At 43.6% G+C, this 16,130-nt stretch carries 19 protein-coding genes and 1 pseudogene; 12 read left to right on the forward strand and 8 right to left on the reverse strand.

Annotation, left to right across the window (positions count from 1 at the left end):
• Positions 1-55: 55 nt before the first annotated feature.
• Positions 56-631 (reverse strand): TetR/AcrR family transcriptional regulator, encoded by a 576-nt coding sequence (locus tag ACK1LH_RS06390; protein ID WP_282033207.1) that lies wholly within the window; start codon positions 629-631, stop codon positions 56-58.
• Positions 632-1,090: 459 nt separating this feature from the next.
• Between ACK1LH_RS06390 and ACK1LH_RS06395 the strand changes: the two genes are divergently transcribed.
• From ACK1LH_RS06395 to ACK1LH_RS06425, 7 genes and pseudogenes are all read left to right on the forward strand, one after another.
• Positions 1,091-1,945 carry a hypothetical protein gene (locus ACK1LH_RS06395; RefSeq protein ID WP_411334801.1) on the forward strand — a complete coding sequence of 285 codons (855 nt, stop codon included), beginning with the start codon at positions 1,091-1,093 and terminating at the stop codon, positions 1,943-1,945.
• A gap of 29 nt (positions 1,946-1,974) precedes the next feature.
• Positions 1,975-2,511, forward strand: coding sequence for a GNAT family N-acetyltransferase (locus tag ACK1LH_RS06400; protein ID WP_411334802.1), 537 nt, complete (start codon positions 1,975-1,977; stop codon positions 2,509-2,511).
• 40 nt (positions 2,512-2,551) lie between these two features.
• Positions 2,552-3,034, forward strand: a pseudogene (locus tag ACK1LH_RS06405) (GyrI-like domain-containing protein); the annotation flags it as partial.
• Positions 3,031-3,435 (forward strand): VOC family protein, encoded by a 405-nt coding sequence (locus ACK1LH_RS06410; RefSeq protein ID WP_411334803.1) that lies wholly within the window; start codon positions 3,031-3,033, stop codon positions 3,433-3,435. The pseudogene ACK1LH_RS06405 and the gene ACK1LH_RS06410, both read left to right, overlap by 4 nt.
• A gap of 1 nt (position 3,436) precedes the next feature.
• A complete protein-coding gene (locus ACK1LH_RS06415) occupies positions 3,437-4,153 on the forward strand; it encodes a hypothetical protein (RefSeq protein WP_411334804.1) in 717 nt (238 codons plus the stop codon).
• Between the two features lie 41 nt (positions 4,154-4,194).
• The gene (locus ACK1LH_RS06420) at positions 4,195-4,569 is read left to right on the forward strand and encodes a VOC family protein (RefSeq protein ID WP_411334805.1); all 375 of its coding nucleotides are present in this window, start codon (positions 4,195-4,197) and stop codon (positions 4,567-4,569) included.
• A gap of 23 nt (positions 4,570-4,592) precedes the next feature.
• Positions 4,593-4,871: a hypothetical protein gene (locus ACK1LH_RS06425; RefSeq protein WP_411334806.1), complete on the forward strand. Its 279-nt coding sequence runs from the start codon at positions 4,593-4,595 to the stop codon at positions 4,869-4,871.
• A gap of 83 nt (positions 4,872-4,954) precedes the next feature.
• On the opposite strand, the gene ACK1LH_RS06430 is transcribed toward ACK1LH_RS06425, so the two are convergent.
• Positions 4,955-5,662, reverse strand: coding sequence for a CPBP family intramembrane glutamic endopeptidase (locus ACK1LH_RS06430; protein ID WP_411334807.1), 708 nt, complete (start codon positions 5,660-5,662; stop codon positions 4,955-4,957).
• Between the two features lie 85 nt (positions 5,663-5,747).
• On the opposite strand from ACK1LH_RS06430, the gene ACK1LH_RS06435 reads away from it, so the two are divergent.
• Complete coding sequence (locus ACK1LH_RS06435; protein ID WP_411334808.1) at positions 5,748-6,494, forward strand: MerR family transcriptional regulator; 747 nt, start codon at positions 5,748-5,750, stop codon at positions 6,492-6,494.
• A 30-nt stretch (positions 6,495-6,524) separates the two neighbouring features.
• Here ACK1LH_RS06435 and ACK1LH_RS06440 read toward each other — a convergent pair whose 3' ends face one another.
• Positions 6,525-6,731, reverse strand: a complete 207-nt coding sequence (locus tag ACK1LH_RS06440; RefSeq protein WP_411334809.1) for a helix-turn-helix domain-containing protein — start codon at positions 6,729-6,731, stop codon at positions 6,525-6,527.
• A 126-nt stretch (positions 6,732-6,857) separates the two neighbouring features.
• Between ACK1LH_RS06440 and ACK1LH_RS06445 the strand changes: the two genes are divergently transcribed.
• Positions 6,858-7,238 (forward strand): DUF2283 domain-containing protein, encoded by a 381-nt coding sequence (locus ACK1LH_RS06445; protein WP_411334810.1) that lies wholly within the window; start codon positions 6,858-6,860, stop codon positions 7,236-7,238.
• 97 nt (positions 7,239-7,335) lie between these two features.
• On the opposite strand, the gene ACK1LH_RS06450 is transcribed toward ACK1LH_RS06445, so the two are convergent.
• Both ACK1LH_RS06450 and ACK1LH_RS06455 read right to left on the reverse strand, forming a co-directional pair.
• Positions 7,336-7,578 carry a hypothetical protein gene (locus ACK1LH_RS06450; RefSeq protein WP_411334811.1) on the reverse strand — a complete coding sequence of 81 codons (243 nt, stop codon included), beginning with the start codon at positions 7,576-7,578 and terminating at the stop codon, positions 7,336-7,338.
• Between the two features lie 76 nt (positions 7,579-7,654).
• Entirely contained in the window at positions 7,655-8,278 is a 624-nt protein-coding gene (locus ACK1LH_RS06455) for an HNH endonuclease family protein (protein ID WP_411334812.1), read from the reverse strand.
• A gap of 851 nt (positions 8,279-9,129) precedes the next feature.
• On the opposite strand from ACK1LH_RS06455, the gene ACK1LH_RS06460 reads away from it, so the two are divergent.
• Genes ACK1LH_RS06460 through ACK1LH_RS06470 form a run of 3 tightly spaced genes read left to right on the forward strand, consistent with a single transcriptional unit; the run spans position 9,130 to position 11,985 of the window.
• Complete coding sequence (locus tag ACK1LH_RS06460) at positions 9,130-9,522, forward strand: MerR family transcriptional regulator (RefSeq protein WP_411334813.1); 393 nt, start codon at positions 9,130-9,132, stop codon at positions 9,520-9,522.
• A 43-nt stretch (positions 9,523-9,565) separates the two neighbouring features.
• Positions 9,566-10,939, forward strand: coding sequence for a hemolysin family protein (locus ACK1LH_RS06465; protein WP_411334814.1), 1,374 nt, complete (start codon positions 9,566-9,568; stop codon positions 10,937-10,939).
• Positions 10,927-11,985 carry a hemolysin family protein gene (locus ACK1LH_RS06470; protein ID WP_411334815.1) on the forward strand — a complete coding sequence of 353 codons (1,059 nt, stop codon included), beginning with the start codon at positions 10,927-10,929 and terminating at the stop codon, positions 11,983-11,985. The genes ACK1LH_RS06465 and ACK1LH_RS06470 overlap by 13 nt, the downstream gene beginning before the upstream one ends.
• A 49-nt stretch (positions 11,986-12,034) precedes the next feature.
• On the opposite strand, the gene ACK1LH_RS06475 is transcribed toward ACK1LH_RS06470, so the two are convergent.
• The 3 genes from ACK1LH_RS06475 to ACK1LH_RS06485 all read right to left on the reverse strand — a co-directional run bounded on the left by ACK1LH_RS06475 (position 12,035) and on the right by ACK1LH_RS06485 (position 15,993).
• A complete protein-coding gene (locus ACK1LH_RS06475) occupies positions 12,035-13,369 on the reverse strand; it encodes a (Fe-S)-binding protein (protein ID WP_411334817.1) in 1,335 nt (444 codons plus the stop codon).
• Complete coding sequence (gene glcD / locus ACK1LH_RS06480) at positions 13,366-14,778, reverse strand: glycolate oxidase subunit GlcD (protein ID WP_411334818.1); 1,413 nt, start codon at positions 14,776-14,778, stop codon at positions 13,366-13,368. The genes ACK1LH_RS06475 and glcD overlap by 4 nt, the downstream gene beginning before the upstream one ends.
• 99 nt (positions 14,779-14,877) lie before the next feature.
• Entirely contained in the window at positions 14,878-15,993 is a 1,116-nt protein-coding gene (locus tag ACK1LH_RS06485) for a CdaR family transcriptional regulator (RefSeq protein WP_411334819.1), read from the reverse strand.
• Positions 15,994-16,130 lie beyond the last annotated feature (137 nt).

Genomic DNA, 16,130 nt, shown 5'->3' on the forward strand with positions numbered 1-16,130 from the left:
TTTGATAACGGAATGAACGTTCATTCCGTTTGTTGTATGAGAAACAGATCGTTTCTCATGCATGTAGTCGTACAGCGTCCCAAATACTTTCTTCAATGTCTCTTACAAGCTTTGTTTCCGGTTCAAGTTCCCCGATTCGCACCAGCCGCTGAAGTTCAAGAAAAGCTCCGTAAACAATGGCAATCAGAGCAGACGAAGGAATCTCCTTGATTTCTTTTTTTTCTTTTCCTGAATCAAAGAAGGTTTTCAGAATGTCCAGAAGGCCATGAAAACACTCATGACTTGCATCGTCCAGAAAGTGAGCATTGCTGTGTGTTTTAATAAAATAGAGAGCATGTACTTCCTTTGTTGTAAATCGGATCATTGATTGGAAAATATGGTGAAATTGGTTTCTGACCGTCTCTTCGTAAGGAAATTCATGCTGAAGAGTCTCGGTAAAGATTCCAACATACTCCTGAAAAAGGCTGTTCCCAAGCACTTCTTTATTTTCAAAGTAACGGTAGATGGTGCCGGCTCCAACTCCTGCCGACGCTGCTATCATCGGAACAGTAGTAGCATCAAAGCCCCGTTCGGCAAAAAGAGCCAATGCGCCGGATAGGATGCTGTCCCGTTTTGTACCTGCAGTTGCCATAATTGATTCAGCCTTTCATGGATGAAATAGTGGAATGAATATTCATTCCACTAAAGTGTATACCCGGCAAAAAACAATCTCAATCACACGATTGACCTAATATCTGTGAAGGTTTTGTTCATACTTTTGCGGAAAAATTCGGCTGAAAGAAAGATTATGATCAAAAAAAGCGAAAACGTAAGCAGAAAGAATTGGAACGAAATGGTTAAAGGTGCTCAATTAAATAAAATACATTTTAAAATCTGGTATAAATGGCTCGTATTAATAACTTTTATGATGAAAAGTGAAAAGAATTGAGAGGAAAGAGTCACTCATTAGCGGACTGATTCTTTTTGTATGGTACAAAATGGCTTATCTAAAAAACCAGCAGTTAAAAAGATTGATGGTTTCTGTTTACCAAAATTTGATAGAAACGTATAATTTAAATAATAGAGGTTTTATAAATTACGGAGGACATCAATGAACAACGTGAAAAGAAGAACAAAAACGATCGTTTTATCCATCATTATTTCACTGCTTGTTTTTCCTATTGTGCTTGGATTTGAAAGCAGAGGAAACCTGCTGATGCAGTATCGGAGAAACTTTGTCTTTTGCACCGTTTACGGAGGGCCATTCTTGCTGATAGCTGGTGTGCCGGTTCACCTGCTGGCAGGATATATTGTGGGAAAAATTAAGAAATTTAAACTCACTGTCAGTTTTTTGATACATATTCTTCCGGCTGCCTTCATTGGGTTTGCATTGTTTGGAGAAGCTGCATTTCTAATTGGAATTCCGGTCATCTCCGCAGCTGTCTTTTTTGCGGTGGACGCTGTAATCTATCGCAGAGTGAACCACCCTATCAAGATCGCAGGTGTGGTCCTTTTACCAGCGTTGATTTACGTTCTAATGTGTATTCCTCAGCTCATTCAAAAGGCTGAATTTCGAGCAATCCAAAACGAACCTGAGCCAATGGCAGAGCTGACAGTTAATGAGCAGACAAGCCCTATCAGACTTGGTACGTGCTGGGACAGTGATGACAGCAGCGGATGTCCGATTGACCGGGAACCTTATCTTCTCCCGACAGATGATGTGGGAGTGGCAGAATTTCAGGTGAATGGAGAGGCCTTTGCTGAGCTGAACTTTTTAAATACAGATCGTTCTTTTACGTTAGAAGTCTATTACCTTACGGACAATGGCGTGGAGAAAATCAAGACAGATCAAAATGGATTTACACTGCCGGATGGGATAAAAGAGCAAGTGATTAAAGGCACGGCTACGATGGACAATTCTCAGAAAGTATCGTTTTCGGTTGGAATCAGGAGCGGGAACAGGTAAAGAAATATAGGTGTGATGGGGAGATTCAAATGAATCCAAGTGTATATACAAAGCGTGACGTGAACTACATAATCCGGGCTGCAGAACCTGAAGACGCAAAAGAATTATCAGAAGTGCGGTGGAAAATTGACGGCGAAACTGAGAACCTTGACCGGGTTCAGGGGGAAGCCCATTTGAATGAGCACCGCTTCCGGCAGCTTATAATGGATGATTCGAAAAAAATGTGCAACCTCTTTTTGGTAGCTGAAGCGGATGGCAAAATAGCCGGCTTTTCAAGATGCGAGGGAAGCTCTCTGCAGCGGCTGGCTCACCAGGCTGAGTTTGGTGTTGGCGTCTTACAGGAGTACTGGGGGCTGGGTATTGGAAAAAACCTTCTGAAAGAATCGATTGCCTGGGCTGAAGAAGCGGGACTGAAGAAAATAACTCTAAAGGTGCTGCAGACAAATGAAAAAGCCATTAAGCTTTATGAGTCATGCGGATTTGAAGTAGAAGGTGTTTTGAGAAATGATAAATTTCTCTCAGACGGCAAATTTTATCATACGGTTGTGATGGGAAAGGTTTGGTAGCACTTACTGAAAATAAAACGGATAGACCGAAGGGGATAGGGCCGTGGACTACAGAATCGAACATCTTGATTTTGAATTAAGACTCGCAGGGAAAAGCAAGCCGGTAAAAACGAGCCGTGCATTTAAAACCATCCCGGGTTTATGGAGTGCTGCAAAAAAGGACGGATTCATGCAGCAGCTGAAGGACATGGCATGGGAGGAGCCAAAATGCACGCTTGAAAGTCTGCTTGGCGTCTGCGGAAAAGAGGCAGCCATTATGGACGATGAATTTGACTATTTTATGAGCGTCAGATATGACGGTGAAGCACCGGAAGGAACGGAGATTCTGACGATTCCGCCGAGCTCGTGGGCGGTCTTTCCGAATATTCCTGATGCCTGGAAACGTTTGTATACAGAATGGGTGCCAACCTCAGGCTATGACCTTGCCAGCCTGCCATGCATTGAATGCTACTACGGTCCGGGGCATAAGCCGAGGCATGAGTTATGGGTCCCGATTGTTGTAAATGATAGACAGGGGGAATGAGCACTTTGATTAAAAGAGTAGGCACGACCTATCTTCCGGTAGGAGATCCAAAAACAGCTTCCCAATGGTATCAGGAAAAATTGGGTGCCGTGGAGAAGTACCTCGACAATGAAAAGGCCATTTTGGATTTTGCAGGGCAAAGTTTTTTTCTTGTAAAGGCCATGCCGGGCGAGCGAACGGGATTCACTGCCTCTCACGGTCACAGGCATTTTTCAATGACCTTTGAAGTAGATGGCCTTGAAGCACTGGAAGCTTTGCGTAAAGACCTGTTATTGAAAGGGGCAGAGACTGGCGAAATTGAAAATAGAGGACATGCAGGCCGCAATTTTATCTTTCATGATTCGGACGGAAATGCATTTGATGTTTGGAGTGAGCTGAGTCCGAGCTATAGGGGTGTATAAAATGCCTGTTATAAGAAATATTCAGCTCTATGTACCAAACCGGGAATGGAACTGGACCTTTGTAACCCAGACAAGGTGTATGGCGTTTCTGTACGGCCGCCTTTTGCCAAAGCTGAAAACGGAAGACTATAAAGGAATTCAGATTTTTTGCCTGGAAAATATGGAAGAGAAGCAGAAGATGGACGTATATGAACATCTCATGTTTGACTATTTTCCGTTATTTTTAGTGACAGACGTTCGGAGATTTTTTGAATTGAGCGATGAAGACAAAAAGCGAGAAGCGGCAGCTATTGTCCATGAGGGTATGAAGATTGCAGCAGAAACATTGGATTGGGCTGGAGCGGTTTTTGATGAGATTTTCCAGCAGATCAAAGACATGAATTACCAGAATATCTATCCCCTGATGAAAAAAAGCAGTCCAAACCGGAAATATGTCTGCAGAATCATGTGTCATCATGAAGTACACGGAATCGACGTATACATGGAGCTTGCCAAAAGGAATGGAAGAGTGATCAAAAGTGAGAAGCTTTTTTCGTCAGATTACACGGATGAACAGTCTCTCCTGCAGGCAGAATGGTCCCTATTATGGAGATTTAATCATAAAATTGAATTCGCTAATGACACACACCAGAAAATATGGCGGCTGACATTCCTTGAAAAAGAAAAACCTGAAGAGCTGGTTTGGAGGATGCAGCGGGAGGGGAAGTCTCAGCAATAACAGTTAAAAAATAGATGCTGAAAATGAAAGGGAGTCATGAAATGAACAGCCCAATCCATAAGAAAATAAATACTGTTTTTGTTCATGTCAGTGATTTGAAAAATTCCGTTGTATGGTATACCCAATTGCTTAGCCAGACGTATGACTCAGAAAAAATTGAGGACCCAGTTTACACGATACAACTTTCAGAATATACCGGACTGACTCTTGATGCCGGACCTGCAGGCATTACAAAAAATGATTGTTCCACAGAGCATCCCCTTTTTAATTTTCATACGGATGATATAGAAAAATCATTTGCATATGTAAAAAAACTAGGGTACAGCATTGAAACAGAGATAGTCAGCTTTAAGGACTTTTCATTCTTTACAATCAGCGATCCGGATCAGCATATCATTATGATATGCACAGGTTAATAGAGAAATAGGAGCTGTTTCAAATGTCAAAGAAATCCCGTTCACTTCTTTCCAGTTTTTGTTTTGTGATTGCCGTTTTACCGCTTCTGGCAGGCTTAACAAAGTGGGGAAACTCTCTATATACAGGGGTTCTTGAGATAAGCGTCTTTCTTCCGCTTCTTTTTGCCTCAGCTGGACTGCTTTTTGCACTTATTGGAGCAGGAGGAAGGTTAAAAGGCATTCTAGTTAGTTTGAACGCTGCAGGTGTTTCTCTTGCTGCTTTTTTGGTTTTTATCGCACTGTTCGGGTTTCAGCAGCCATAATACTATGTTTTCTTAATGAAAATATCTTTATAGAAATAGCCAAAAAGACAAAACACCTTATGGATACGGTGTTTTGTCTTTTTTTACATAAATACAACCAACAACACGGTTACTGCATTAACAACCCCATGAATAATCACACCGGGCCAGATAGAATGTGTCTTCTCATAAGCCCATGCAAAAACGATTCCGTCAAGAAAATTGACCGGCATCGCATTTGTCACAGGGTAGTGGGCAGCGGTAAAAATCAGCGAAGAAAGCAGGATACCCGCTACGGCCCCAAGCCTTGTGCGCAGCCACCTGTATAAGAATCCCCGATAAAAAATTTCTTCGTACACAGGAGAAATGACTGCAGCGCTCACAAGCGCGAGCAGGATGGCAGAAGGCGCAATTTCTCCAGTAAGGGTATCTGTTTTACTGTTCTCATAGCTGACGCCGAAAAAACTGACGGCAGCCATTACGGCTGCACCTGCAACAAGTAAGAAGAGCACGCACAAGATAATGATTCCCCAGTCTTTTTTGCGGAAAGAACGCACTCCCACTGCAAGCCAAGTTTTATTATGTGGCCTAAGCGCTAAAAAATAGACTCCTGCTAATAGAATGAGAGCAATCGTCGCACCGGTCAGCGTACCCGCGTATAAAGAATTGCCCAGCCATTGATTATATAATGACTGCAGATGGCCTTTTACAAGAATCATAACCAAACCAAATTCAAGCAGCATCAGAAGCAGAAATGTCTTTGCATCCCAAGGGTCCTTTCTCTTCCAATCTGCGATTTTTCCATTTTCCATATTCATCTGTCTCCTTCTTAACTGTGATATACTTCCAGTATAAAAGGTGACGCTGCGTCACAATCAAGAGGTTTCGGAGGAAATAATGAAACGATGGACAACCGGTGAGGTTTCAAAGGAACATGCTGTATCTGTAAGAACTCTCCGCTATTACGATCAAATCGGCCTATTAAAGCCGAGCTGCAAGCAGGATAATGGCAGAAGGCATTATTCAGAAGAGGATCTTTTGACGCTCGAGAAGATTCTGCTCTTAAAATCGCTGGCACTGTCGCTTGATGACATCAGACTGATGATCGACAGACTGTCGTTTCGGGATATTCTGATTGCGCATCATCAGCACCTGCAGGATCAATTGGCCACACTTGAGACAAGCATCCAAAATACGTCTTCTCTGATTAACATGTATGACCTTGAAGGCAGCCTTTCCTGGGAGCGCGTCTCAAAGCTTGTAAACTCCTCTAAGGCAGTGAAAAAAAAGTGGGTTGATTATTTTGCTGAAGATGAAAAGCAGTTCCTGAAAAAGAATCTCCCGGATCTTGGAGACAGCGGCAAACAAACACAACTCTATCTATCCCTTTTGCGAAGGATGGAATGGTGCATCAGCAGGGGCATTTCTCCTGAAAGCGATGCAGGCATGGAAATTGGACTTCAGCTGCTGGAAGCAGCGCGGGAAACCTTTGGAGAAGATGAAGAACTTATGGAGAAATTCTGGGAGGTGCGGAAAAAGCCTTCAAAAGAGTCAGGCCTTTATCCTGTTTCAGAAGATGTGCTACTGTTTGCAGAAAAATGCATGGAATATGCGGCAGTCAGTGATGTAAACTCCGGGCGATGAGCGCAGAAAACACTCATTGCCCGGGTCTTTTTACTTTCTGGCAATCAATTCGGCGATTGTCATGTTGAAAATCCCGGATATAATAGAAAGTTGATCTCTTGTGAGCTGTTTTTTCCCTCTTTCAATTGCAACAAGGGCGCTGATGGAAATACCGAGAGCGTGGGCGAGATAGCCTATCGGGATTCCTTTTTCCTCTCTCAGCTTCCTCAAAATCGATCCTTTTACCATAAACACCATTCCTTTGTACCATCCTCTCTCTATATCATCGGTCCCGAATGCTCTAATTTAAAGTTTTAATGTGTTTAGTTGATTGAAGGGCGGTTTGATTATAAATATCGAGCAATTATGAAAAGGAGATTAAAAATGAAAGCAAAAGTAAGCTATGACAGTGAAGCAGATATGGGATATATTTATCTGAATGCAAACAAGGAAATTAGTATAGATTTAACGGAAGAGCTGGAAGTTAATGCTTTCATTTCTATTGATATAGACAAGAAAAAAACGATAGAGGGAATTGAATTATCCGCAGATGAAGCAGCGAGTTTAAGGGATCTGCTTTATAAGGGAGAAACTTATACGAAAACAGATCACCCTTATTTAAAAACTGGTCACGGATTTTCACTGCGGATCAGCGAAAAAGCAGTCAAGAGCAGGTATCGTGCTTCTGAAGTTACGTTTTGTTTTGCGGAAGACGAGTATAAAGGGTTTATTGGAATTGATTTAGATATTCCTGAAGAGTCTTAAAAAATGATTTTTTATTTTAAGCACATTAAAAAAGCCGCCTGATAAGTCCGAAGATCGACTTATCAGGCGGCTTTCACTTTATTTACAGCTTATTGAATTACGGACGCTCAAGCACCCTTACAAGCATTTCATGCACAACCTCATGATCACGCACATCATGCAGCCGGTATCCCTCACCAGGAAGAGTGTACCATTCCGCAGCCCCATTGTATGTAATAGAAAGAGTCAGTATGCCGTCTTCATCGCAGGCAGTGACAAGTTCAAGCTCGCCGCTGATGACGCCCACTTCAGTAGTCATGACACCGTGGGTTGCGGTAAAAACCGTTGATTTCTTCTCCATGCTGTCACCTCCGTCATTTGCTTAGATTATAGCATAAACGAGCAGCCGCTTTTGGCTGCCCGTTTTCAGTTAAGCATTAGTAAGAACAGCTATTAAGCATGCCTTGTAGCGCGGTTTTTTCAGAAGACTGAAGGCTCAAGCCCCATTTGTATTTCGTGCTGATCCACCATTTTGAGTATCCGCAGGCTGCACCGGCGCGGGGAGGCTGCCACGTAGATGGGTCCTGGTCACCTTTGGAGCGGTTGGTGCTGGCGCTTACAGCAATCAGCTGAGGTCCGCTTAAGTCGTTTGCAAAATCCTGGCGCTTGGACGTTGTCCAGCTGCTTGCGCCTGAACGCCAAGCTTCAGCAAGTGGGACGATATGGTCGATGTCAAGGTCTGAAGGATCAGAGAACGTTACACCGTCGTAGTAGCTGTACCATTTTCCTGAGGTCACAGGGCAAGTGCCGCTGTAAGAATCCGCATCACGCTTAAGAACGACTTGACGGGTGTCACAGCCGCTTCCCTGACTAATCCAGTGGGGAAATAAATCACGTGAATAGCCGGTCATGGAGCCTTCAGTTTTGACTGTGAGAGCGTTAAGCTGGGTTTGTGCCGTGGACTTTGACGGAGTGCCCGGCGGCGTAGCATGTGTTTCTGGCAAAAATAAAGTGAATGAGAGTAGCAGTGCAAAAACAGATAATGAAGCTTTTTTCAGCATGTAGATGCCTCCTGTATGTAATTTTTATATCAAACTCATAACTTATAGTCTGTGAGATTAATAGACAGAACGATGGGAAAAAGAGATGGAAATTTGTTTCTCTATTAGAAATCATAGTATGAAAAGAGAGATTTCTACAAGTTAAGGAAATGTAAACCTCGTAACATTTATTTATAAATTATTGATGATTTTAAGTCCAAAAGAATGAGAATGGATAACGGTATTATAAAGACTGAGGCTATTTGTCATGGGGGATTTTCATTATAGGTAAGAAAAAGGCATTAAAACACTTCACCTTATCTATTTACAATTAGTTATAAAAATGAGTACATTGAAGGAGCTGCTGTTATTCCATTAATGGATAAATTGCAAGCTGGAAGGTAGCAATGAAGATAAAATGAGCTGTTTCGTTGACTTTAAATCGGTTTTATGACTTTTATAAAAGGGTAGTTCAGAATATTGAACACAGGAGGGATACTTGTGTTAAAGGATAAATTAAAGAAACTTTTGAAAGATCCGAAAGTACAGAAGGCAGTTAAAGAACAAGTCGTTCCAATTGTGAAAAAACAAATTGAAAAGAGAAAAGGCAAAAAGTGACTATTTGCTTTGAGGAAAGCTTACCGGCCAAAGGTAAGCTTTTTTTTGAACTTTTGACCTTAGTCACAAAATTGATAAAATTTATTTCTTGAAGAACTTTCATTTTAACTTTATGATACTAATCATAACCATAACGTGACGGTTTTACCTTATTAAGTTGAAAGACTTGCGTTTGTTCTAGATTTTTTAAAAGTTCGGAACGTTATGCTTTTCATTCGTTTTATTCAAGTAAAGGGGGAAACCGTATTGGGAAAATGGGATTGCGCATCGGCCAGGTCGCTAAGCTGAGCGGATTATCCGTCAGAACCATTGATTATTACACCCGCTGCAGGCTGCTTCAGGTGGAGAGAAGCTCATCAAATTATCGTCTTTATTCAGAAGATGTGCTTGAAACCCTGAAAAAAATAAGCATTTTAAAGGAGCAGCGGCTGACAATAGCTGAAATTCGAAGAGAACTTTTTTTAGAGAAAAACGCTGTAGTGGGGAATTGTAAGAAAGACGATACTAATTTGAGCTTGAGTCTTCAACGGAAAATTTCCCGGCTGATTGACGTTTTGGAAAGTGCTTCAGAGGAAGAAAGGAAGCTTGTATATAAAGAGCTTGAAGACAGAATTTCAGGCATATTGGTGAGACTGAAAAACCGTTAGCTGTATTAATTGGAGGTGAATCCCTCGCAATTGAGGGAAGATATTGGACATTATTACGATGATGAATTTGTTTTTGCTGGTTTTGCTGATTGCGGCTACCGCCTTTTTCGTTGCAGCAGAATTCGCGGTTGTTAAAATCCGCATGTCAAGAATTGATCAATTGATTGCAGAAGGCAGTAAAAAAGCGGTTATTGCCAAAAAGGTGGCACATGATCTTGACTATTATTTGTCGGCATGTCAGCTTGGAATAACGGTAACCGCGCTCGGTCTGGGTGCACTTGGAAAGCCTGCAGTCGAAGGACTTTTATATCCTGTTTTTAACTTGCTGAATGTTTCAGAGTCGACTGCTTCCATAGCTTCCTATGCGATTGCTTTTCTTCTGGTAACATTCCTGCATGTTGTTGTCGGAGAAATGGCTCCCAAAACGCTTGCCATTCAATTCTCAGAAAAAGCGACCATGCTTCTGGCTGGACCGTTGTATTGGTTTGGAAAAGTTATGTATCCCTTCATCTGGGCGTTAAACGGCACTTCACGCGTTCTTCTGAGTGCATTCGGAGTAAAGCCTGCCGGTCATGAGCAGGCCTATTCGGAAGAGGAGCTGAAAATCATCATGGCTCAAAGCTTCCAGGGCGGGGAGCTGGATGAGACAGAGCTTGAATATATGGAGAATGTTTTTTCTTTTGATGAGCGTGTTGCAAAGGATATTATGGTTCCAAGAACTGATATTGTCGTCCTTGATAAAGACATGCAGCGAGCTGAAATCATTGAAATTCTAGATGAGCACAACTACTCAAGATATCCTGTAGTGGAGAATAACGACAAGGATAGAGTTGTCGGAATGGTTAATGTGAAAAAAATGCTGAACCATCTTGCAGCCGGCAGAGATCATCAGCTTCAGCAATGCGTCCGGGATATTCCAATTGTAATGGAAGGAACGAAGATCCAGGATGTACTTTTGAAAATGCAGCAGGAACGGGTGCACATGGCGCTTGTCATTGATGAGTACGGCGGAACCTCAGGGATCCTGACAATGGAGGATGTGCTTGAGGAAATTGTCGGTGAGATTCGTGATGAGTTTGACGAAGATGAAATGGCGGATATGATTGAGACAAATGAAAATACGTATGTCATTAACGGAAGAGTTCTTCTCGTGGAACTTGAAGATCGTTTCGGGCTTGTGTTCAATGACGTGGAGGATATTGACACGGTTGGCGGATGGATTCAGCAGCAGAAACTTGAAACCGTTCAGGAAGGCGATCAGATTAAACAGGACGATCATCTGTGGACCGTACTTAAAATGGAAAATTTCCAGATTAAGCAGGTTGAGTTGCAGCAATATGCGCTTCGTGATCAGCAGGGCAGAAGCGATATGTTGGAGGTGAACCCCTCAGGCGGGGGAACAAATTGGACGGAATAATTGTATTAAACCTATTTTTAGTTGCCGTATTTATCGGATTAACAGCGTTTTTCGTCGGTGCTGAGTTTGCTATTCTTAAAGTAAGAATGTCAAGAATCGACCAGCTGATTGCAGAAGGAAATAAAAAAGCAGTTTTGGCAAAAAAGGTTGCGCAGGACTTGGACTATTATCTGTCAGCCTGCCAGCTTGGAATTACAATTACGGCACTTGTACTTGGAGCTTTGGGAGAACCGACTGTTGAAAGAATGCTGCATCCGGTTTTTGAAAGGTTTGATGTGCCTGAAGCAATTTCAACAGTCCTTTCTTATGCCATTGCATTGTCTCTTGTTACTTTTTTGCATGTTGTTCTGGGGGAGCTTGCTCCAAAGACACTTGCTATTCAGTTCGCAGAAAAGATGACCTTGCTGCTTGCACCGGGTCTATACTGGTTCGGTAAAGTAATGAACCCTTTCATCAGCATACTCAACGGCGCTGCACAGTTTCTTCTCCGCACACTTGGTGTAAAGCCTGCCGGACATGATACTGTGCATTCGGAAGAAGAACTGAAAATGATTGTGACACAAAGCTATGAAAGCGGAGAAATCAATCAGACCGAACTTGCTTATTTAAAAAACATTTTTGCTTTTGATGAGCGGTTTTTAAAAGACGTAATGATTCCTGCAGCGAAAATTGCTGTAGTTAACCCGAATGAGCAGTTGCCAGGACTTGTTCAATTGCATGACAAACATGATTATACCCGTTATCCGGTGGCGGAAAATCGAAACTTGGACCGGATTAATGGGTTTATTAACACGAAGGAAATCCTTACAAGCGCAGCTGCCGGAAGAGAAGTGAAGCTTGAGGATTACATTCACGAAATGCCACGCTTTTCAGAGCATGCTCTGTTAAAAGAAGTCCTGCTAAAAATGCAGGAAACTCATGTGCACATGGCGATCGTTACGAATAAGCAGGGGAAAACTGCTGGCCTTGTCACCATGGAAGATATCCTTGAGGAAATTGTCGGTGAGATTCGTGATGAACACAAGGGCGGACTGCCTGCAACATAATAAAAATGCCTGTACCCTTAGCGGTACAGGCATTTTATATGCAATCATTTTAAATAGATGAATGACCTTCTGCTGCTTCAAGCAGTAAGTCGGCGATATGAACAGCTCTCACTTTATCCGTTAACCCTTCACGCTCAATGCCAAGTTTCATTTGGAGCAGGCAGCCGGGGTTGGCGGTAACGATGGTTACTGCACCTGTTGCTTTGGCGTTCTTCATTTTCGTGTCCAGGATCTGCATCGACATCTCTGACTCGAGGATGTTGTAGATGCCGGCCGACCCGCAGCAGCTGTCGGCGTTTTTCATTTCGCGGTAGTCGATGTCTGCGATGGCTTTCAGCAGCCTGCGGGGTTCGCTTGATGTTTTCATGACATTCCGCAAGTGACACGAGTCCTGATAGGTGACGACCTGGTGCGGCAGCTTCAGTTTCATTTTATGAAATTCAAGTTCGGCCAGAATGCTTGTAAAGTCCTTCAGTTTGCCGGAAAATTCTTTTGCGCGTTCTGACCATTCTGCGTCGTCCTTCAGCAGGTGGTCATAGTCGATCAAAAAGGCGCCGCAGCCTCCTGCATTTGTGATGATGTAGTCAACTTGCAGGTCTTCGAAGGCTTTGATATTCCGCTTGGCAAGGTCTTTGGCCGAGTCTTTTTCTCCGCTGTGGCCGTGAAGGGCGCCGCAGCAGGCCTGATTTTCCGGGATGACAATTTCACAGCCCGAGAGCTGGAGCAGCTTCATGGTGGCATCATTTGTTTTCATAAACATCGTGTCCATGAGACAGCCTGAGAAAAAGGCGACGCGCTTTCGTTTCTCCGGTTTAGCGGGAAGATACGAGGGACGGTTTTTCATTTCTTTTCGTGTCGGAATGTCCGGAAGCACTTTTTCCATTGATGACAGACTGTCGGGTAAAAGCTTCATCATTCCAGTGGAACGGACGGCTTTCTGAAGGCCAGACCGCTGGTAAAATCCGATGAGTCCTGTCAGTGTCCGCATCCGCTCCTGATGGGGGAAAAGACCGTCAAATACTGCTTTGCGGACCGTCCGCACAGGCAGCGAGTGTTTTTTATTCTGGTTGATAATGTCCCTAGCTTCTTCAAGCAAGTGGCCGTAATTGACTCCTGACGGGCAGACCGGCTCGCATGCTCTGCACCCGAGGCACATGTTCAATGATTTTTCAACGTCTTCATCAGGCTCTATCAGACCATCCACTACCGCTTTCATCAAGGCAATGCGTCCTCTAGGGGAATGGGATTCCTGAAAGCCTGACTCGATATAAGTCGGACAGCTCGGCAGGCAGAATCCGCAGCGCATGCAGTTCAGAAGCTCATCCTCGTTCATCCGCTCCTTAAACTGTTCCTGAATGGTTTCACGCTCCTTAACTGTTGTCATTTTGAAACCACCACCCGTTTTCTTGAGTCTTTTGCAAACATTTTACCCGGATTCATGATGTTGTTTGGATCGAAGGAATTCTTAATGGCTTTCATCACGGCAATTCCTTCTTTACCGGCCTTCAGTTCAAGGTAAGGGGCTTTCATGACCCCGACTCCGTGTTCTCCTGTAATAGTTCCGCCGAGTTCAATTGCTTTGATGAAAATTTCTTCAAACGCTTTTTCCACACGTTCGATTTCTTCATGATCCCTTACATCGGTTAAGCAGGTGGGATGGAGGTTCCCGTCACCGGCATGGCCGAATGTACATATGTTTAAGCTGTATTTTTCAGCAATTTCGTTTGTGGCCACGACCATTTTTGCGATCTCAGAACGGGGGACGGTTGCATCCTCTAAAATCGTTGTCGGCTTCAGCCGTGCGAGAGCGGAAAGGGCGGAGCGGCGGGCTGTCCGGAGTCCGTCTGCTTCTTCTTCTGATTCTGCGACTCTTACAGATACCGCATGTTCCTCTTCGCAAATGGCAGCCATTTTCAGCATATCTCTTTTCACGACATCAGTCGGGCCGTCCTGCTCGATTAAAAGGACGGCTTTTACGTCAGTAGGCAGTCCGATTTTCGCAAAATCCTCCACCACTCTTAATGTTGGCTGATCAAGGAATTCGAGTGTAGTCGGAATGATTTTGCCGGCGATGATCTTGGACACCGATTTCGCAGCCGCTTCCAAATCCTGATAGAGGGCGAGCATCGTCATTTTATCCTCAGGCATCGGAATGAGCTTGAGAATGGCTTTTGTGACAATGCCAAGCGTTCCTTCCGAGCCGACGAAAAGACGGGTCAAATCATAGCCTGCCACATCTTTTGCAAGCTTTCCACCTGTTTTGATAATATCTCCATTTGCAAGAACGACTTCAAGACCCATCACATAATCGCGTGTGACGCCATACTTGAGGCCGCGGAGGCCGCCTGAGTTTTCATTGATATTTCCGCCGATGGTCGAAATTTTCATCGAGCTTGGGTCAGGTGGATAAAACAGGCCCTTTTCCTCAACGGCATGAATCAGATCAAGGGTGATGACACCGGGCTCTACAGTAGCAGTCAGGTTTTCTTCGTCGATCTCAAGAATCCGGTTCATATGTTTAAACAGCAGGACAATTCCGCCTTCTGTCGGGCACGTTCCCGCACAAAGGTTGGTTCCTGAGCCTCTCGGGACAATCGGAATGCCATGTTCATTGCAAAGTTTTACGATTTCAGCCGTTTCCTCAGCAGTTCTTGGAGCGATTACAGCGTCAGGAAGGGATTGAAACTGGGGGGTGGCGTCGTAGGAATAGACGAGCCTTCCTGCACGGCTGTCATCATAGTTTTCCGCACCTGAAATGGCCTGAAGCTTTGCTTTTAATTGTTCGGATATCATAAAACAGTCCTCCTCTATAAATGAACGAATAAGTACCTTTATCATAAAAAAGAGAAAGAGGATTAACTATGGTTAATCCTCCAAATATTTGCGGCTTTTTTATTCTTTTTTTGGCTGTTCATCTAAAAAGAGAAGAGCGAGATATAAGATCGTCATGTCATGCGTGTGGCGGGGATTCAATCCCGTAAGTTCCTCGATCCGTTTCATCCTGTAGTGAAGGGTATTGATGTGAATATGAAGAACGTCTGCTGCAGCTTTAAAGGATTGATTTTGCAGGATGAATGTTTGAAGGGTATCGACAAGTTCTCTCTCATGTTCCATTGAACGGATTGTTCTGCTGACAAACTCCATTTTTGTTTCCTTCTTAATCTCCTTCAAAAGCATTTCCAGGCGCAGGTCATCATCAAACACAATCCCTTTTGTTTTTTTCGCCGTGTTTAAAGCCCGGTCTGCCTGCTGAAATGAGAGGGAAACATCTTTTGGGGAAGCAGGCTGACCTATTCCAATTGACAAATCGAGCCCGTACCGGTTTTTGAGGTAATCACGGATTTGTCCGGCGGAATGGTGTGTCCGTTCTTTTTTCTTATGACCGGCTAAAAGAATCACAAACCGGTCGTTTCCCCAGCGGACAAAGACGTCAGCTGTTTCATTTGTGAAAGACTGCATCAGATCAAGCAGGGTTTGCTGGCTGATCAGTCCTTCTTTTTCGCTTGAGCAGTGACCGATAAGAACCTGTCTTTCTAGTGTCAGATCAACCCCGAGTAGTTCCGCCTGATTGGTAAATTCCTCAGACCAGTCTGACTTTTGAACCCAGTCAAAGACAAAAGCTTCCAGTGCCCGAGCGCGCCATTCAACCTGATCGGAATAATACCTTTCATTCATCAAAAGCTCCGTCATTCTCCTCAGAATTTCACCGTATGAGGATACTCGTTTAGGATCACCAGTAATCCCGATGACTCCTGCAATCTGGTGCTGGAAAAAGACAGGAAGATTTATGCCTGCTTTCACGCCTTCTAAGGTTGTTTGGTCTTCAGCTGTAATAATCCTTGTGGATTTCTCGCGTATGCAAATAAGTGCCCCTTCATGAAAAGTCCCAACTCTGCTTTTATCCGTGCTGGCAATGATTGTACCGGATGTATCGGCAACGATTAATTCCTCGTCAATTAAGTGATTCATTTCTGAAATGATGCTGTTAGCGAGAGCGGGTTTGATCATTAGGGTTCCTCCGGATATAAACTGGTATTAAAAAGAACAAGCAGCCGCTATTTGTGTACACAAAGCGGCATAATAAGAATCAAGTAAAGGTGAGGAGTATTCTACTCCCCGCCTCAAGTAAAAGATTCAGAGTGCTG

Source organism: Metabacillus indicus (assembly GCF_046603695.1).
Lineage (GTDB): Bacteria > Bacillota > Bacilli > Bacillales > Bacillaceae > Bacillus_P > Bacillus_P indicus.